Source organism: Pantoea sp. BAV 3049 (genome assembly GCF_009765445.1).
Lineage (GTDB): Bacteria > Pseudomonadota > Gammaproteobacteria > Enterobacterales > Enterobacteriaceae > Erwinia.
On record NZ_WHOY01000031.1, the window covers coordinates 3,306,277 to 3,325,911 of the forward strand.

At 52.8% G+C, this 19,635-nt stretch carries 14 protein-coding genes; 3 read left to right on the forward strand and 11 right to left on the reverse strand.

What is annotated here, in order from left to right; genetic code table 11:
- Window positions 1–54 precede the first annotated feature (54 nt).
- From GSQ70_RS16465 to wbaP, 8 genes are all read right to left on the reverse strand, one after another.
- On the reverse strand, window positions 55–1,089 hold the full coding sequence (locus GSQ70_RS16465; RefSeq protein WP_158783543.1) for a glycosyltransferase: 1,035 nt from the start codon (window positions 1,087–1,089) through the stop codon (window positions 55–57).
- Window positions 1,090–1,212: 123 nt separating this feature from the next.
- The gene (locus tag GSQ70_RS16470) at window positions 1,213–1,965 is read right to left on the reverse strand and encodes a glycosyltransferase family 2 protein (RefSeq protein ID WP_158783544.1); all 753 of its coding nucleotides are present in this window, start codon (window positions 1,963–1,965) and stop codon (window positions 1,213–1,215) included.
- Between the two features lie 72 nt (window positions 1,966–2,037).
- Window positions 2,038–3,162 (reverse strand): EpsG family protein, encoded by a 1,125-nt coding sequence (locus GSQ70_RS16475; protein ID WP_158783545.1) that lies wholly within the window; start codon window positions 3,160–3,162, stop codon window positions 2,038–2,040.
- Between the two features lie 42 nt (window positions 3,163–3,204).
- Complete coding sequence (locus tag GSQ70_RS16480) at window positions 3,205–4,104, reverse strand: glycosyltransferase family 2 protein (RefSeq protein WP_158783546.1); 900 nt, start codon at window positions 4,102–4,104, stop codon at window positions 3,205–3,207.
- 105 nt (window positions 4,105–4,209) lie between these two features.
- Complete coding sequence (wzc, locus tag GSQ70_RS16485; protein ID WP_158783547.1) at window positions 4,210–6,393, reverse strand: tyrosine-protein kinase Wzc; 2,184 nt, start codon at window positions 6,391–6,393, stop codon at window positions 4,210–4,212.
- 12 nt (window positions 6,394–6,405) lie between these two features.
- Complete coding sequence (locus tag GSQ70_RS16490) at window positions 6,406–6,840, reverse strand: protein tyrosine phosphatase (RefSeq protein ID WP_158783548.1); 435 nt, start codon at window positions 6,838–6,840, stop codon at window positions 6,406–6,408.
- A 15-nt stretch (window positions 6,841–6,855) separates the two neighbouring features.
- Window positions 6,856–7,989 carry a polysaccharide export protein gene (locus tag GSQ70_RS16495; protein WP_158783549.1) on the reverse strand — a complete coding sequence of 378 codons (1,134 nt, stop codon included), beginning with the start codon at window positions 7,987–7,989 and terminating at the stop codon, window positions 6,856–6,858.
- Between the two features lie 281 nt (window positions 7,990–8,270).
- Window positions 8,271–9,704, reverse strand: coding sequence for an undecaprenyl-phosphate galactose phosphotransferase WbaP (gene wbaP, locus GSQ70_RS16500; protein WP_158783550.1), 1,434 nt, complete (start codon window positions 9,702–9,704; stop codon window positions 8,271–8,273).
- 803 nt (window positions 9,705–10,507) lie between these two features.
- Here wbaP and GSQ70_RS16505 point away from each other — a divergent pair.
- Window positions 10,508–12,088, forward strand: coding sequence for a TerC family protein (locus GSQ70_RS16505; protein WP_158785344.1), 1,581 nt, complete (start codon window positions 10,508–10,510; stop codon window positions 12,086–12,088).
- Between the two features lie 42 nt (window positions 12,089–12,130).
- On the opposite strand, the gene asmA is transcribed toward GSQ70_RS16505, so the two are convergent.
- From asmA to udk, 3 genes are all read right to left on the reverse strand, one after another.
- Window positions 12,131–13,972 carry an outer membrane assembly protein AsmA gene (gene asmA, locus GSQ70_RS16510; RefSeq protein WP_158783551.1) on the reverse strand — a complete coding sequence of 614 codons (1,842 nt, stop codon included), beginning with the start codon at window positions 13,970–13,972 and terminating at the stop codon, window positions 12,131–12,133.
- Between the two features lie 13 nt (window positions 13,973–13,985).
- Window positions 13,986–14,567, reverse strand: a complete 582-nt coding sequence (dcd, locus tag GSQ70_RS16515; RefSeq protein ID WP_158783552.1) for a dCTP deaminase — start codon at window positions 14,565–14,567, stop codon at window positions 13,986–13,988.
- Window positions 14,568–14,669: 102 nt separating this feature from the next.
- Window positions 14,670–15,311: a uridine kinase gene (gene udk / locus GSQ70_RS16520; protein ID WP_158783553.1), complete on the reverse strand. Its 642-nt coding sequence runs from the start codon at window positions 15,309–15,311 to the stop codon at window positions 14,670–14,672.
- 199 nt (window positions 15,312–15,510) lie between these two features.
- On the opposite strand from udk, the gene GSQ70_RS16525 reads away from it, so the two are divergent.
- Together GSQ70_RS16525 and GSQ70_RS16530 are read left to right on the forward strand one after the other, a co-directional pair.
- Window positions 15,511–16,140 (forward strand): phosphatase PAP2 family protein, encoded by a 630-nt coding sequence (locus tag GSQ70_RS16525; protein ID WP_370521073.1) that lies wholly within the window; start codon window positions 15,511–15,513, stop codon window positions 16,138–16,140.
- Window positions 16,141–16,286: 146 nt separating this feature from the next.
- Window positions 16,287–19,628: a diguanylate cyclase gene (locus GSQ70_RS16530; RefSeq protein WP_158783554.1), complete on the forward strand. Its 3,342-nt coding sequence runs from the start codon at window positions 16,287–16,289 to the stop codon at window positions 19,626–19,628.
- The last annotated feature ends 7 nt before the right edge of the window (window positions 19,629–19,635 follow it).

The window sequence follows — 19,635 nt, forward strand, 5'->3', positions numbered from 1 at the left end:
TGTAATCCCATAGTCATTAGTGTGGCGTGAATGTGTTTCCAGAGGATTAATTATTTAAACAAGCGAGAGCCAGGTTTCTTTGATGATCTTGCCGTCAAATTTCAGGGCTGTAGTTTTAGTTTTTTCGCTCATGGCGTGGAACAGCTCATCGTTGTGCGCGAGCTGGTTCATTTTTTCGATAAAGCTGGCGCGATCGTTCATTGCCACCAGGAAACCATCTTCGTTATTGTTGATGATCTCCTGCGGGCCGGTCGGGCAGTCATAGGCTACCACCGGTAACGACCAGGATTTCGCTTCAAGCAGGACCAGCGGCAACCCTTCATAACGAGAGGTCATCAGGGCCATATCACTGTCGCGATAATAGTCGTTGATGTTGGAAACTCGCCCGACGAAGGACACGCTGTCCGAGATATTCAGCGAAGCGGCTTTAGCAATCAGCTCATCTTTCAGCTCGCCGTCACCGGCAATCGCCAGCTTCCATTGTGGATTGGTGGCCTGGAACCCTTGCCAGACATCCAGCAGCAGGTCGAAACCTTTCTGGAAGTCGAGACGGCCCACGGCCAGTGCCTGATAATTACGCTGAGTACGCTGGAAATTTTTGTACACCACCGGGTTGGGGATAGTTTTACTTGGAATGCCCCACTGCGTGAACACCGAGTCATCTTTGTCGGTCAGAACGATGACGCGGTCGTAATAGCGCAGAAAGAGATATTTGAGGAACTTAATCGGTTTGCTGAAGGAGTTGATCGCAATGTGCTCGCAGGCGTAGGTTTTCGCCTTTTTCTTTTTCAGCGACAGCAGGCTGTGCAGCGCAAACATCACGCTCAGACGCCCCATGCTGATCAGAAAAACAGCGTCAAAACCTTGCTGATTAATCTGCTTTACGGCACTGCGGATCGGATTGCTGTCACCGGCAAAACTGACAATCTGTTTCACCTTTTCGAACGGGTAAAACGGCTTGCCTGAGCCTTCCAGTGAATAGACCGTCACTTCATGTTCATCGCCCAGACACTCGGACATGAAGTTACAAATGTTCTCGGTTCCGGCATAGGAATAGGCGTCTTTAATCACCAGCACTATCTTTTTCATCGCGGACTCGCCACCTCAATCACTTCAATGTTAAAAACCTGCGCTACCGGGCAAACAGTGCCAGCGGTCAGCCCAGGCTACGGCGTTTGTCATTGCAAGACTGAAACGTTTCAAGCCGGCAGGTTATCTGTGCTTCAACGTGAACAGAACCCCGTTAACCATGTACCAGAGATAATAGTAATACACTTTCAGAGGATTGTTTTTATAGATAAATCTTAATAAATCGAGATGCCACTTCGCCGCTTTATTTTTATTGCGCGACAGAGAATCACCCAGCTCATAATAAATAACCAGGTTTCGGTCAATAACCCGGGCCTGTTTGTACTGATCGAATAATTCATAGAGAAAAAGGAAGTCTTCGTGACCCTTTTTCTGGAAGAAAATCTGGCGGGCCGGACGACGGTAGCAGACGGAAGAGAAGCAGATACGGAACTGCTTTTTCACAAAGTTCTCTTTCATCAGATAAGGTTTGCCGTAGGTGACGTCATAGGCTTTGGTACGCGATTTATAGCCGTAATGGGAGATCACCAGGTCGTCCCCGGCGGCCAGCGCCTGCACCTGTAGCATCAGCTTGTCTTTTTCCCACTCGTCATCGCTGTCAAGGAAGGCAATAAACTCCTCGGGCGCGGCCTTCAGCCCCACGTTACGGGTTTCTGCTGCACCAAGGTTCACCTCGTTGCTGAGAATGGTGATACGCGGATCGCGGCAGTGTTCCTGCACGAAGGCCAGCGAATCGTCGGTTGATTTATCGTTTATCAGATATATCCGCCAGTCCGTCCAGGTTTGATCAAGTACCGACTGTACCGCGCGTAAAACTGTGTTACGGGCGTTATACATAGGGATGACAATGCCTACTGTGCCGATTTGATTATTCATCTGAAATCCTGCATGTGAATCGTGGAAGACCAAAATTGGGAATAAAAAAGGCCAGATTACCTGGCCAGTGACTCAAAAAATTCGAAAGAGCGGCGCAATACTGTAACCGTCTATCGACTGAACGGAGAGGATAGTGTTGTACGCCAGGTAATAGGTCGTCATGGCGAACAGCAAACCGAAGTTGAGCAGCGGGTTTCTGATGCGCAGCATGAGAAACGACAGCAGCAGCGGTTCCGTGTGCAGGAACAGGTTACCCACCCTTCCTCCGAGAATTGAGAAGTCGGAGAAGACGATACGCACGGCCGCACCGGCGGAATACGCAATGAGCAGCATGTACGCCAGCCGGTCTTTGGGTTCGATTGGCTTGTTAAAATAGACCACAGTGAAGAAGATAATAAACGCTATATTCTTCAGGTTAGCCAGACCGAACACCGGTGACGCCACGTCAAAGGTGGTCCCGCTGTAGCCCATTGCCCTGTCACCGATTGCCGGGACTATCCCCAGCGAATCAAGGAACAGTTTTTTGCCGCCGATCAGTCCAAGTGGAATAGCCGCAATCACCATCGCAATACCGAAGTACTTGCGCTCTTTCAGGAACAGGAATGGCGTCACCATCAACACGGCATAACCGGTAGAGTGTGACTGGCTGCTCAGCACAAGGAAGATGACCGCCAGCAGGTATTTTCTGCCCGCTGCGGTACAGATACAGGCCACGGCAAAGGCACTCGACAGACCAAAACGGATCTGGTTCATGTCTTTGTTAATAAACAGGTGCGCGGAGTAGAGACACAGCGAGCACAGAATCAACGGCGAATATTTTTTATAGATAAAGGCGTTGGTAGTCACCGCAATAAAAGCCACAAACAGCAGGAAATAGTAGCTGTTATGCGTAAACCAACCCAGCACCCAGGCCAGAATCATGAACAGGTTTTCGTAGCGATAGACATCCGCTACCGTTGAGTACCCTTCCATGCTGGTCTGTCGTGAAAAGTCATGGAAGAACCCAAGATACTGCCAGTCATCTATCCCTGAGCCCGGCCCACGCATCCCGGCGAACAGGATCAGAACCACGGTTCCTATAAAGAAAAAATAGGTAATGACACGTTGGGTTTTCGGCTGTGCTGACTGGTTAATGGTGGCCAGTTCAAAAAGACAAAAAACGAGCAGTGTGTAGCTTATTATCCAGTATATGGCCATTCTTATCCCCACAAGGCTAGTTTTCCGGAACGAAAACTAACGCTATTTACCACCTAATCGCTCTCTGACCTTATCCTTCAGACGATTGATAAAGTAGGTGCGGTTATCTTTATTTGTTAAGAAGAAATAACGGATAAAACTGACGCTGGCCTGCAGTGATTTTCCATCCATTTTATAGCGCAACGGCAGTTTATACGCTTTGTAGGTGTTAATATCGCGCTGCGTCAGGTGAGGCTTCATCTTATCAAGCCAGAAGAAGGAGTATTTCACCGACTCGCCTTTGTGTTTGGAGCCAAACGAGGAAACCAGGTGATAGTTTGCCAGCGGCTGAGCAATCATCACAAACTCGTAGCCTTTTTTATCTGCCCGGATGCAGAAGTCATAGTCCTGATGACGGATATATTGCGGATCGAATTTGATGTCTTCCGCATATTCCCGCTTCAGTACAATGGTGCTGGTCTGGATAAAGCCGTAGCAGCCAAACAGATACTCGGCCACGGTTTCATTGTGTGCGACCGGCTGCATCGGCATCACCTTCAGGAATTTTCCATCCTGAATGATATTGACCTGGCTGAAAATGATGGTTTTTTGTTTACCCTGCGCTTCCAGCTCACGAATGGTTTTCAGTGATTCCGCCAGCTTGTCCTTGTGCCATTCATCGTCAGCATCCAGAAAGCAGATATAGTCCCCTGTCGCCAGATCGATCCCTTTATTACGGGCAGCAGAACCAAACAACTTCTCCTGTGAAAGCACCAGCTGGATCTTCAGCTGGCTGTAATTTTTCACCACTTCGGCAAGCTGTTCAGCATCAGCGGACTTATCGTCAATGATGATCACTTCAAAATTCTGATAAGTCTGTGCGGCCACACAATCCAGCGTGGTCACAATAGAGTCGGATGCATTGTATGCAGGAATAACAATCGAGAAGAAAATATCCTTCATTACCAGCTACCTTTTTACGTCCAGTTGATACGGCCTGGAATACAAAACCGCAGAAAAGTCAGCCAGGAACCCTTCACGTAAGGCGAAAGGTTCCCGCCTGTTTAGTTAGCTTTTTGCATTCTGCTTGTAGTTGTAATCGTAATAGTCATAACCGTAGCCATAGGCATTGGCTGCTTTACGCACCACGGCGTTCAGGATAACGCCTTTCACTTCGATACCATTCTGAGCAAAGCGGCGATAGCTGAACTCAACCTCACGCAGGGTGTTAGTCTCGAAGCGAGCCACCATCAGTGAGGTTCCCGCCAGCTTACCGATAATGGAGGCGTCCGTTACCGCCAGGATGGGTGGCGTATCGATCAGCACCAGATCGTAGTTTTTGCTCGCCCATTCCAGTAGCTCCCCCAGACGGCTGTGCATCAGCAGTTCGGACGGGTTCGGTGGAACCTGACCGCGTGGGATAAAGTCGAAGCCGTATGGCCCGCTCTGAATCATCTCAGTGCTGAAAGGTTTTTTACCGGACAGCACGTCGGACAGACCGATTTTATTCGCGGCACCCAGCAGCTCGTGGGTATAACCACGGCGCATGTCACCATCGATAAACAGCACTTTCTGATCGGCTTTCGCCACCAGCGTCGCCAGGTTGGAACAGATAAAGGTTTTACCAATCCCCGGGCTGGCACCGGTAATCATCAGAATGTTGTTTTTCGCTTCCATCATCGCGAAGTGCAGGCTGGTACGCAGACTACGAATAGCTTCGATAGACAGGTCAGTTGGGTTACCCAATGCCAGCAGCGAGTTATGCGGATCAACTTTTATCTGCGAACCACGGCGGGCCAGCGCTTCAGCATCACGCTTACGCTGCCATTCGGACAGGGGCACGCTGGCGTAGACGTTGATGCCGCGCTCTTCCAGCTGATCCGGACGGTCGATGCCGTGGTGGAACAGCGCTTTCAGCAGGATATAACCCACCGACACCACGCCACCCAGAATCATGCTGGCCAGGATCACCAGCAGCTTTTTTGGTGCGACCGGAGCAGCAGCCGTCTCAGCATGGTCAACGATGCGCACATCGCCCACGGTACTGGCTTTACTGATGTTCAGTTCCTGCTGGCGGTTCAGCAGCTGCATGTAAATTTCCTGACCGGACTGAACGTCACGGGTCAGACGCACGATTTCCTGCTGGGTAGCTGGCATCTGGCCAATTTTCTGATTCAGACGTTTCTGCTCATCTTCCAGCGTCTGGCGTTTTTCCAGCAGCGCACGGTAGGTGGGGTGATCTTTCTTGAACAGCTGCGACACTTCCGCTTCACGGAAGGTCAGTTCATTCAGTTGGCTCTGGATGCTGACTGAAGAGTCCAGCGCAGATTTCGCTTCCAGTGACATATCCACGGAATCATTCTGACGACGATAGGCGTTCAGCTTATCTTCTGCGGCATCCAGTTTGGAGCGCACATCCGGCAGCTGCTTCTTCAGGAACACCAGGCTTTTTTGGGCTTCAGCCGATTTACGGTCAATGTTCTGGTCAACGTAGTTGTTGATAATCTGATTCAGCACGGTGCTGATCTGCACCGGATCTTCACCCAGATAGGTCAGGCCCAGTACACCGGTGTCTTTTCCTTTATCGGCAACAGTCAGGTTATTGCTCACCATACTGATTGCCTGCAGCTGGGTCAGTTTGGTCACGGTGAAATCCGTACCCGGATCGGCCTGCTGGATGCTGTTAACCTTCATGGTCACGCCATTGTGGTTTTCCAGCTCCCCGACTTTACCTTTGAACAATTCATTACCATCTTTGCTGACGGTATAACTGTCCGGTCCGGTGACTTCCAGCTGCATAACCGGCTTTTCCCAGCTGACCGGGATGCTCAGTTGTGAAACGGACACCTGACCCGGTTTGTTACCCATCAGACGGGACAGGCCTTTACCGATGACCGGCAGATAGTGCTGCTGCACCAGGGCATCCAGACCCAGGTCCTGAACAGTTTTGCCAATAACCAGACGGGAGGTCACGATTTCCACTTCTGTCGCAGACATCGGCTGCGCGTTCGGCATCATCTGGCTCAGGTCATTCAGCACGGTATTGGCGTTTTTGTCTTCCACCTGCACCATCGCATCCGAACTGTAAATCGGCGTGGCGAACAGAACGTACAGGGTGCCGAGCAGCATAAACAGAGCCGTAACAGCCACAATTACCCAACGATGATCAACAAGCTGTCCCACAAGATGCGCCAGGTCCCATCCGGATGAGTCCTCTTGCGACGCTGACGGTGCCTTACTTTTTATATTCATGGATAATCCCAACTATCGGCTTAATGCGTTGACCCATTTCTGGGCAGCGTTTTCGAGTAATCCGTACGTGGCTTCATAGGCATCGCGGCTTTTCTTGTAGGGATCCGCTATTTCCTGTTGGTTGAGCCAGTGGCCAAATAACATGGTCTTGCCACGAACGGAGGGGTTGATGCGGTTAACCAGATCGACATGTTTTTTTTCCATTACCAGGAGCAGATCGTAATCCCGGCACATGCCTGAGGTCAGCTGGCGGGCGATATGCCCCTCCAGCGAGAGCCCGTGTTCACTGGCAACGCTGCTTGCGGTATCGTCAGCCGCGTGATCCACCACGGCACTCAATCCGGCTGAGGCGATGTCCTTGCCTGGCAGAGCCGTTTTGAGCATCCGCTCCCCGGTAGGAGAGCGGCAGATATTGCCGACGCAGACCACTAAGATTGAATTAATCATAATGTTCTCCGGTGGTTACCAGTTATGAATAATCTGGGCGTTTTCGCTGGCGTTGTAGATACCGGTGATGGTTGGGACCAGCTGAGAAACGACACGGTTCCAGCGTGCCAGAGGCGTCGCCGTCACGTAGACAATGTCATACGGCTGCAGCTGGAACTCTGAGCCCATGACCATGGCCGATGCGTCTTTGACGTTCAGCTGGTAAATGTTGGCAATCTTCTTACGGTTCGGTCCTTTGGTCGGACGAATAACGAACACGCCGGTCGCATCCGCCACGGCCTGGTCCATACCCTGCGCGTTGCCCAGTGCTTCAGCCAGTGTCATACCGGCGCGGTCCATCTTCAGCGTCGCCTGCTGTTTCACTTCGCCCATCACAAACACTTTCAGGTCGTCGTTACGCGGAATATAGAGAATGTCGCTTGGGTACAGCAGGTGGTTCTGCGACAGATCGCCGTTCTGCATCAGAGCCTGTAAGGAGATTGGAATTTCGCGACCATTATGGGTCAGCACCACATTACGCCAGTCGGCGTTAGCGGTCAGGCCGCCCGCGGCGTTAACCGCATCAAGGATAGTCAGCGGCACGTTGGTGATTGGCTGCTGGCCGGAGGTGGTCACTTCGCCCGTCACGTAAGCTTTCTGTGACTTAAAGGAAGCCACGCTGACGTCAACCTGAGGGCTTTCGATGTACTGTGCCAGACGATTAGCAATCTCGTTACGCACTTCCTGAACGGTACGCCCTGCCACGCGAACACGGCCGATATACGGATAGAAAATGGTGCCATCGGAGTGGACCCAGTTACCCGTATCGCTGGCGCTACGGTACTGACCTGCCGGGGTGGTTAATTCCGGGTGATCCCAGACCGTCACGGTCAGTACGTCGCCGATACCAATCCGGTATTCGTAGCTCTGCAGCTCGGTTTGCAGCTCAGGGTTAGGCTGGGCCACAACGGGTTTTGGTTTCAGTTGCTCAACCAGGCTTGGGGTCAGTGGAAAGACGTTGACGTACTTATCGATATCGAAATCGCTATCCTGCTGCTTGATAACATCTTTTCCGCTGGTCGAAATCGTTGAGCCAGGCACCACGGTACAGCCGGAAAGCAGGGTAGCCGTTATCAACAAGGGTAATACTTTCGTTTTGATTGTAATCATCTATATCATCGCTATCAGTAATTTGAATGATAGTGGCGAATCCGCCGCTGTGTAGCGTCATGCAAAAGTAATAAGGTGAATCACTTAATCAGGCACTGTAACTGTCGGTCATTATCTTAAACTCCCTATCCTTTTTTATGCCTTGCCGGTTTGATTAAAGCCGACGCTTAACATTCGTCAAAAAAAAAGTTTGTTTAGTACGCAAGTCAATGACAGTTAACAGTCAATAGACGCCAGCACTGCCGGCACATCAGCACCCGCAGGACAGAAAAACGCTTCTGTCAGTAAGCGCCATCGCGCTTCAAAACTACCCCAACCGTTTTGAACAGGATGGCGATATCGTTCCACAGTGACCAGTTCTTCACATACCAGGAGTCAAAGTAGACGCGAGTTTCGTAATCCACATCATTACGGCCACTGACCTGCCACAGGCCAGTCATACCCGGTTTAGCCATGAAGTAGTAATCCACATCACCGGCATAACGCTCCAGCTCATCTTCAATCACCGGACGCGGACCGACCAGGCTCATCTCGCCGCGCACCACATTCCATAGCTGTGGCAACTCGTCGAGACTGGTTTTTCGGATAAAGTGACCAATGCGTGTAATACGCGGGTCGTTTTTCAGTTTGAAATCTTTGTCCCACTCCGCCCGGGCAACCGGGTCGGTACGCAGAACTTCTTCCAACACTTCTTTCGAGTTCACAACCATCGAGCGGAACTTCAGGCATTTAAACTTGCGCCCGTTCAGCCCCACACGTTCGTGACCATAAATTGGGTTACCGCCGTCGCGAGCGACCATAAAGATCAGTACCGCCAGCGCAGGCATCAGCATGATGATAATCCCCAGTGCGCCGACAATATCAAACGCCCTTTTGACAAAGCGCGAAGTCCGCTTGGCAAGATTATTGCTGACCCGCAGGATCATCACTTCATGGCTGAAAATATAGGCCATATCCGTGCCATAAAGCGGAACGCCGCGTAATGAAGGTATCACGGAAACGGAACGGCAGTTATGTTTAGCCAGATTCTTCAGCCACAGATCGCGGTGATGGCTCTGTTCAAATTCAACCGCAACGATAAATTGCGTGTCGCCGTTAACCATCTGCCATAAGGCGTCTTCTTCACGGATCACCGGAATACCGAACAGGGCAGGAGCAGGAGTAGTACCATCCACATCGTAGAATGCCACCACGTCAAAGCCCATCACCTCTTCACTCTGCAGCGCCATATAGGCTTCTTCCGCATTTTTACCGCTGCCGATAATGATCGACTGACGCTTCCACAGACCATAATGATTCAGCAGGCGTTTGATCACCGCACGGCCAACCGGAATAAATACCAGTGCCAGTAACCAGGTCAGGATCCAAATCCATCGGGAAAGTTCCCATTTAGACAAAGCGGTAATTGACAGATCGATAACGGAAAAAATCAGGACACTTCTGAATATTTCCTTAAGCTCAAACCAGAATGGTTTGCGATAGGTATAGTGGCGCAGGCGAACCCAGAACCAGCCGATACAAATCACAGAGAGGATAATGTGTGTAGCAATTTTCAAATGCAGATCTTGTGTCAGAATATCATCTAGCAGATTACCTGGTAATGCATTCATCAATAAGATTGCAATAAACAAAGAGGCATTAAAAAAAATCAGGTCTGAAAGTGCCAGTGACAGTTTTATTAACAGCCCTTTAAAGGTGAATTCTATATCGCGCATAGTTAACTCTTAATTTTTTCTTCGAAAGCCTGTGATTTATTAATTTCCACCGCTGAAAATAATTGCGTGTTTTCTCATCACGTCATTTATTACACAGGAAACGTATTTGGGAGTCGTGCTAAAAGGTCATCGTAACTTGCGGTGCGGCGTGAGATTAGACATGTAAAATCAACAACAAAGTGGGTGATAAATGCAGCGAAACGGACCAGACCCGCCCTTTCGTGACACGCTACCGCCCCTGGCTTGTAGCTGCCAATGTGCTGTAACGCGCTTTCACCTTGTTGCTTTTATCCTGTCCTCTCCGGTCGGCAGGCTCATGCATTAGCCATCTTACGCATCCTGCAACCGGACGAAAAAGACGCGCCTTGCTAATCGTTACATTAACGCAGACATTTACTAACACGTTGCTATACTAGTTATTACTGGCCTGTTTACAAGAGTCTGCCCGCACCCGCACGGTCTTTTAGGATTAAGACTACCTTTCGCTCCAGTCTATACCGTGCATTTCATCTTTTGCCTCCGGATAAAATTCAGAATAATTCGATCTAAAAATAAGAATAATCCTGAACGCTTCGTCTTAACGCTATAAGTATCCCTCAGTTCACCACTCTGACCTATGCGAATTGTCCTGAAAATAAAATGGCGGATATTCCCCGGATTTATGCTGGTAATTTCAAATGATGATAATCCCGTTGCTGGCGATAATCTGAGCCTGGGTCAGTCCGCACGGCTATTATTTGTTGAATCGCGCTGCGTTCACTATCATCATGACCATTCCTGTAACCTGTAGTGGTGAGCGTGTGATGTTCGAATGGATCGCCGATCCGTCAATCTGGGCTGGGCTGGTCACCCTGATCGTGCTGGAGCTGGTGCTGGGCATTGATAACCTTGTGTTCATTGCCATTCTGGCAGAGAAACTTCCCCCCTCGCAACGCGACCGGGCCAGGATAACGGGTCTGATGCTGGCGCTGGTCATGCGTCTGCTGCTGCTGGCTTCTATCTCCTGGCTCTCTTCCTTAACCTCTCCCCTCTTCACACTTGCTGGGCACCCTTTCAGTGCACGTGACCTGATCATGCTGGTTGGCGGCGTGTTTCTGCTGTTCAAGGCCACCATGGAACTGAACGAGCGGCTGGAAGGAAAGGACGAGGATGAAAATCCACAAAAGCGTGGTGCTAAATTCTGGCCGGTAGTCGCGCAAATAGTGGTCCTGGACGCGGTGTTCTCGCTGGACTCGGTGATTACTGCGGTTGGGATGGTGGATAATCTTGCGGTGATGATGGCAGCGGTGATTGTCGCCATCCTGCTGATGCTGCTGGCCAGCAAGGCGCTGACCCGATTTGTCAACGAACACCCGACGATTGTGATCCTCTGCCTCAGTTTCCTGCTGATGATTGGCTTCAGCCTGGTGGCGGATGGCTTTGGTTACCACATTCCGAAAGGCTATCTCTACGCCGCGATCGGTTTCTCAGTGATTATCGAGGCACTTAATCAGCTGGCGCAGTTTAACCGCAGGCGTTTTCTCTCGGCGAAGGCGCCCCTGCGTAAGCGCACTGCCGAAGCCGTGCTGCGCTTACTGCGTGGCAGTCATGAACATGCAGAGCTGGATGCTGAAACCTCCTCGCTGGTAGCTGACAACGCAGAGAATCGCGCGATCTTCAATAAGCAGGAGCGGATGATGATTGCCCGGGTGCTGAGGATGGGACAGCGCACCGTCAGCAGCATTATGACTTCGCGTCACGATATTGAGCACATTGACCTGAGTGAATCGCCGGAGAAAATCATGGCGCTGCTCGACAACAACCAGCACACGCGACTGGTGGTGACGGAGAACAGCGACGATCCTCTTGGCGTGGTGCACGTGATCGATCTGCTGAAGCAGGCGCTGCATGGCGACAGCCTGGATATCCGTGCACTGATCCGCCAGCCCCTGGTCTTTCCGGAGCAGCTCACTCTGCTCCCTGCCCTTGAACAGTTCCGCACAGCCCGCACCCATTTTGCTTTTGTTGTGGATGAATTTGGCTCGGTGGAAGGGGTAGTGACATTAAGTGATGTGATGGAGACGATTGCCGGTAATCTGCCCAACGAAGGAGAAGCGATCGATCCGCGCTATGACATTCAGCAAAATGTTGATGGCAGCTGGACAGCGAACGGGCATATGCCTCTGGAAGATTTGGTAATGTACGTTGAACTGCCGCTGGATGAGAAACGCGAATTCCACACGCTGGCCGGTCTGCTGATGGAGCATATGCAGCGGGTGCCGCAGGAAGGAGAAGAGATTCAGGTCGGCGAGTACCTGTTCCGTACTCTGCAGGTGGAGAGTCACCGTGTGCAGAAGGTGCAGATTATTCCACTGAAGGTGGAAGAACCGGATTACGAAGTTTAAAAGAGTCGCTGTTAAGGATATCAGCGACTCTTTTTCTTACGGTTATAAATCCTTGATCAGCTTCTGCACCGAACTGTTCTTGTCGCTGCTCTGATTACGGTCCGACCACTGCTTCAGCCGTTTCTTCGCTTCGTCCTGCAATTGCTGCCGCAGGACCTGATCGACCTGCAGAGAGTAGTTCAGCGACGACCACGGACCGTAGATCCTCAGCGGCACCGGCGTTTGCTGCAATCGGCTTACCAGCGCATCATCGCCCTGCCAGCCTTTGGTCACCGTCACGCCAAAGGTAATATCCGCCTGCTGATCCGCCAGGTTCACACCGCCCTTCCCGCTGTAGTCCAGCATTGAGGAGTGCCCCTGCAAATCACCAAACGTCAGTTGGCCGTTGTTGAGCTTAGCGCTGCCTTTAATCTGTTGCAGATTGCTGCCGTCTTCCGTTTTCGACGGACCGCGAACCCGGCTGCTGTTACGTTCAACTGCGCGCTGGATCATCTGCTGGAAGTTCAGACCGGCCATCTGCGCATTGTTCAGACTCAGCTCTGCACTCCCCTGCCAGGCGCGCTTGAATGACGGTACCGTCAGGCCGGTTCCGCTGAAATTACCGGTAAGCGACAGATCGCCACTTAAGGATTGCGGCATATCAAAGGCCTTCAACAGCGGCGCAACAGCAATATTCTGCAGTAAGGGTTGAAGAGCAACCTGCGTTTGCGGGCTGCGAATATTCACCGTGCCCGGCAGCGAGAAAGTCCCGTTACCGGCTTTACCGCTCAGCGTGGCTAACTTCAGCAGACCATTAGTGCTGCTGGCATTCAGCGCCACCTGGTCAAAGTCCATCCCGCGCCAGCGCATCTTGTCAACCGCCAGCGTCAGACTACCGTCCAGCGCATTCAGCGGTGAATCGGCATTGTCATGCTCCGTCGGCTGTGAAATCACCGGTCCCGGGCCGGAGCGTTGTGCCTCCACGCCTTGCGTGTTGCTGACGTTCGCGGTTTCCAGCCCCAGCAGCGAATCCATATTCAGCATTGCCGAGTGCAGAGCAATCTTCAGTTGTGGCCGCCCGGCCAGCGTACCGCTTGCGCTGCCTTCAAGCTGGCTGTCATTGGCGCTGACCGCCATCTCTTTCAGGCTGAAGGCCTGGTTATCACCCCGCCAGTCGGCCTGCATTTTCGCCTGCCCCTTCAGCCCCTCGGTGGGCAAATCGGCCCCGGTCAATTGGTAATCCAGCTGGTTAATCATCGCAGAAAGGTGCTGAGGATAACGGCTGAGATCCGCATCAGCATTGAGACTGACCAGCAGTTCACGCTGATCGCGGCTGATACGGCTGCTCATTTCAATGTGTGCCTGCCGCCGCTGATTCTGCGAAAGCTGCAGGTTCAGATCGCGCACGTTAAGCTGCTCGCCGTTGCTCTGCTGCCAGATCAACAGGCTGTCAGCCACGCGCAGCTGGTCGATATCAAATTTCCAGCCGTGGCTGCTTTCCGGCGGAGCTGAATCAGCGGGCCCGACCGGCGCATTGGCAGGGCTTTGTGCTTCGCTGTCCGGCGTCAGGCGGACCACCGCCCCTTTTAACATCACCTGTTTTACCGCCAGTTGATGGGAAAGCAGAGGAAGCAGCTTGACATCCAGCCGCATGTTGCTGGCGCTGACCAGCGGCTGCTGTGCACCCGGGGCGGTCAGGGTCATCTGGCCAGAGAGAATGCTGAGCTGCGGCCAGACGTGCCAGCGGAGATCGCCATTGAGCGCCAGGCGGTAACCGCTGCGCTGTTCAACCTGCTGGGTCATATAGGCGCGAAAATCATTGGGATTGACCAACAGCACCAGCGCAGTCATTCCGGCCACAATTACCACCAGCAAAATCGCCAGCGTGGTAATGAATCTTCTCATGCCTTCCCCTTAATCAATCCTTATCAATCCTGCTGGCGTCCGCGCCCTGCTGTCCTTTGTACTTCGCGTCCTGACGACGGTTATAAGGACGGGCGGCAGGCCCGGAAAGCGGCTCAAAACTCAGCGCGCCAATCAGCATGCCCGGACGCAGCGCCAGCGGCAACTTACCTGAATTATAGAACTCCAGCACTATCCGGCCCTGCCAGCCCGGATCAATGCGGTGCGCGGTGACGTGAACCATCAGTCCCAGACGGGCCAGCGACGATCGCCCATCCAGCCAGCCAACCAGGTTATCGGGCAGCGTAACGGACTCCAGCGTCACGGCCAGCGCCAGTTCTCCCGGGTGCAGGAAAAAGGCCTCGCCTTCGGCCAGCACAATCTCATCGCTCATCACGCGATCCAGCGCGGCGCTGACTTCATCCTTCGGGCCACTCAGGTCAATAAAGGCCGCCGTATGACCGCGGAAGGTTCTGAACAGGTTGCCCAGGCGCACGTCAACAGTCGCGCCATTGATTCGTTCAACCGGCGGACGAGGGGAAATCTCCAGCTGGCCATTATCCAGCCAGGCTTCAATATCGCGGTCGCATAATCTCATCGGGGTACTCCATAAAAGTCAAAGTGAGCTATCCGGCTCTGCACCACTGCACATCCTGTACAGGGACCGGCAACCTCTCAGCGGCTACCGGAGTCAGCCGGGCTATTCGAAGAACTGATTGATTTTCGCCTTGAGAATATCAATCGCAATGCGGTTTTTACCGCCGCGAGGCACGATGATGTCGGCGTACTGTTTGGAAGGTTCAATAAACTGTAAGAACATCGGGCGGACGGTCTTCTGGTACTGAGCCATTACCGAATCCATTGAGCGGCCTCGCTCGTTAACGTCACGCTTCATGCGGCGCATCAGGCAAATATCCAGTGGCGTGTCGACAAAAATAGAGAAATTCATTTCCTGACGGAGACGCGCATCGGTCAGCAGAAGGATCCCTTCCAGAATAATCACTTTTTTAGGCTTCAGCTGCAGAGTTTGCCCGGTACGGGTATGCTCAACATAGCTGTAAACTGGCAGATCAATCGGCTTCCCGGCTTTCAGCATCTGCAGGTGTTGCAGCAGCAGACTGTGATCCATCGCGCTGGGGTGATCGTAGTTAGTTTTTACCCGCTCATCCATAGTCAGGTGACTTTGATCTTTGTAATACGCATCCTCGGGGATGACACCAATATTTTCGTCGCCCACCCGCTCGCGTACTTCGCGATAGAGGGTACTGGCAATAAGACTTTTTCCCGAAGCTGAGGCGCCGGCAATACCTACGATGACGCACTGATGCGACTTATCAGTCATAAATTAAAGACCTGGTTACGGATTGTCAGAGACAATGGAGAGGATGAATTCGCGCGTAATTATAAGGATTTCGGGGGGTTGATGCCAGTGAAATGGAGTGAAAAAGCTTTTCAGACTTTACCGTTATACGCCCCTGCAGATGAAGGTTAAACTGATGTTAATGAGACTGACTTCACGTTTTTAGTCATAAGGAATTCTGGTGTCCTGGCATATTTTGCATATTTTGACCTACTTTGGCGACAGCATGTTGCTTATCCCTACCGCGGTGATTATGGCTCTGCTGATCACCTGGAAAAACAGCGACCGCCGTGCCGTCTGGTACTGGGCGCTGGTTTTCTGCACCGCTGGCGCTATTGTCAGCCTGTCTAAAATTGCTTTCCTGGGTTTCGGCATCGGCAGCGCCCGCTTCAACTTTACCGGCTTCAGCGGCCATAGCGCGATGTCCGCCACCCTGTGGCCGGTGATGCTGTGGCTGATCAGCGGACGCCTCCCCAGTTTCTGGCGGTTCGTCGCCATTGGTATTGGCTACCTGATCCCTCTGATGGTGGGTGTTTCCCGCCTGCTCCTCAACTATCACTCCAAAAGCGAAGTGATTACCGGTCTGATCCTCGGCTTTACTCTTAGTACTGCATTCCTGGTCAGCCAGCGCCGTTCGGAGTTGAAAGGCTTCTCCACCGGCCAGCTGTGCGTAGCGTTGCTGGTGCCGATTTTACTGATGGGCCACGGCCGGATTGCCACCACCCAGCAATTTCTGCAACGCCTTTCGGTGCAGATTGCCGGCATCGACCATGCCTGGACGCGCTCCGAACTGCTGAAGCTGCGTCAGTAAGCCTGCGATTTGCGGCAGAACAGGTCGTCAATCGTCCGAATACAGGGGTAAATTGAATTACCACAAGCATTCCAGGGTGGTTATGTTAGCATGCCAAAAATAACCTGGATCGAGCTGACATAACCGTTGCCCTGCTGGATTTGTGAATGACGACTGAGACCTTTTTAGCACCCGATCACACCTCTTCTCCGTGGGCCAACGCGCTGATGTTTGGCGTACTCTCTTTCGCTTTGACGTTGTTCTGTGTTGAGTTAATAAAAGTCAGCGGACAGATTTCTCCTTTGTGGTTTTCCACCGCCCTGATGACCATCCTGGTCTTCCGCCAGCCCAATAAATTACTGCCCCTGCAGCTGGCCTGCTGCGTGCTGGGGATCGCCGTGGCCAATGCACTGGTGCTGGGCTATTCATTTACGGCGATAAGGTTTCCCCTCCTCAATCTGGCCCAGGCTCTGCTGGGCGGCCTGCTGCTCCGCGCTTTACTGGACCGAAAAACTCCACTGGACTCGCTGCTGAGCTGGAGCAAAATGTTTGTAGCGGTCGGGCTGTTTACGCCACTGGTGGGTGGCCTGCTTGCCTGCTGGATGCTCAGCGCCAGCGGGCACGCCAGCTTCCGTTTTGTCTCCATCTGGGTGATCTCCGAAAGCATCGGCATGCTGGCACTGGGGCCGGTCTGCCTGCTGTGGCAGCGGGACTATCTGCGTAAAGCCATCAACCAGAATCAGCTGTTTGAAACCCTGCTGACGCTGCTGAGCACGGTGGTGGTGTGTTACTGCGTACTGCGCTATCTGCCCTGGCCTTTCACCTTTGTGATGGTCGTCCTGTTCTACAGCGCAATCCGGCTGCCGCGTCTTGAGGCGTTTATTGTCTTCCTCGCCACGCTCTCCATGATGATGCTGATGCTGGCGTTGCATCTGCTGGATATGAGTTCTGAAAATGGTGGCGTGGTCACTAATATGCCCTGGCTGCCGTTTCTGCTGGCCATTATCCCCAGCCATATGATGGCGCTGGTGATGCACTCTTTCCGTGAAGAGAAAAAGCACATCTCAGAGAGTGAAAACCGTTTCCGTACCGCTATGGAGTACTCCGCTATTGGCATGGCGCTGGTCTCGCCGCAGGGCAAATGGCTGCAGGTGAACAAATCACTTTGTACGCTACTTGGCTATCAGGAATGTGAACTGAAGGCGATGGACTTCCAGCAGATTACCCACCCTGAAGATCTGGATGTCGATCTGGCTCAGGTGAATGCGCTACTGCGAGGCGATATTGAAACCTACAGCCTGGAAAAACGCTACTTCCGCAAGGATGGCCAGATTGTCTGGGCGCTGCTGGCGGTATCATTGGTGCGTGACAGCGAGTATTTACCGCTCTATTTCATCTCCCAGATTGAAGATTTTACCGATCTGAAGAAAACCGAAGAAGTTAACCGCCTCCTGATGCAGCGCGTCACCCTGGCGAATGAAGCGGGCGGCGTTGGCGTATGGGACTGGAACCTGAAGACCGGAAAAATGAGCTGGGATAAGCGAATGTTCCAGATCTACGGGTTACCGGAAAATGGCCTCGCCACCTACCTGACCTGGGCCAACAGCCTGCATCCTGCTGACCGGCAGATGGCGATTGACGCCTTTGACGACGCGGTTAAAACCTCTTCGCCCATTGACCTGGTGTTCCGCATTGAAACCGCAACCGACACCCGTTATATCCACAGCCAGGCCATGATGATGCTGGATGACAAAGGCGACGTTGAGAGAATGCTGGGCATCAATCAGGATGTCACTAACATGCGGCGGCTGACCGACGCGCTCTACCAGGAAAAAGAGCGGATGCACATCACGCTTGATGCGATTGGTGAAGCAGTGATCAGTACCGATGAAGAGATGCGGGTGACATTTATGAATCCGGTCGCCGAAAGCATGAGCGGCTGGAAGCAGGAGAGCGCCGCAGGAAAACCGATCGGTGACATTCTGCGAATTACCCATGGCAGCCTGGGGCCGGAAATGGAAAACCGGCTGCTGTGCGAACTTACTCAGTCCAAATCCGCGTCAAAGCTGGAGCAGGAGCTGGTGCTGCACAGCAGTTCAGGCGATCAGTTCGACATTCATTACAGCATCACGCCGCTGAAAACCCTTGAGGGCGATAACATTGGCAGCGTGATCGTCATTCAGGACGTCAGCGAATCCCGCGAGATGATGCGCAGACTGAGCTACAGCGCCTCGCACGATATGCTGACCCGCCTGCCCAATCGCGTCAGCTTTGAGCAGCGGCTCAAACAGATGCTGCAAACGGCCAGCGAGCAGAACCGCCAGCATGCGCTGATTTTTATCGACCTGGACCGGTTCAAAGCGGTGAACGACAGCGCGGGTCATGCAGCGGGCGATGCACTGCTGCGGGAAATCTCCGGCATGATGCAGCACCATCTGCGCAGCAGCGACTTTCTTGCGCGTCTGGGCGGCGATGAGTTCGGCGTACTGCTGCAGGACTGCCCGCCAGACAACGCACGTGAAGTGACGGACCGCATCGTGAAAGCCGTAAACGATTACCGTTTCCTGTGGGAAGGCCGTCTGCACCGCGTCGGGGCCAGTGCGGGTATCACCATGCTGGATGACAGCAATTGCAGCGCCAGCGAGGTGATGGCCCAGGCTGACCTCGCCTGCTACAACGCCAAGCACAGTGGACGCGGTCAGCTGTCAGTGTTTGAATCACATCTGCTCAGTGACCTGAAACCCGCCCTGTCGCGGGCAGAGAATGAACGGATTATTGCTCAGCAGCCAATGCGGCTGAGGGTGTGGGCGGTTGCCCCACCCCGCAAAATTCAGTCAGTCAGCTTTTATCTGGCAGAGATGCAACTGTTCACGCCTGAGGGAGAGGAAATTGATGAAGTCAGTTTCCGCGCCGGACTGCACGATGACGATCTGATGGCCGCACTGGATCGCAAACGGGTGGTGGAGTTCTTCCAGCAATACGCTGCTGGGGTGATCGGCAAAGAACTGACCGTGATCCTGCCACTCTCTGCTGCCGGTTTGCACGATGAGAGTTTTATTGCTGAAACGACAGCACTAAGTGGTCGCGCCAACCTGCCAGGGAAATGGTTGTATTTTTCGCTGCCGTCAGAGGCCCTGCTGAATGCGGATGAACAGACGAGACGAAACGTTGAGCACCTGCGGGACAGTGGCTGTGGCATTGTGCTGAACAACTTTGGCCGCAATCTGGATGCCTTTAACCAGCTCCCCGTCGAACTGATTGACTATCTGATCCTGAGTCACGACCTGATAGCCAACGTCCACTGCAACCTGATGGATGAAATGATGGTGTCCATCCTGCAGGGTCATGCTCAGCGCCTGAATATCGCCACGCTGGCTGGCCCGGCCGAACTCCCGGTGGCGCTGACCACCCTCTCCACCATTGGCGTGGACTGCGTCTGGGGCGGAGCAATCGCCGACAGGCAGCCGCTCAGCGCGCTGCTGAACAACAGTGACTTTGCGATAAAATAGCGCAAGG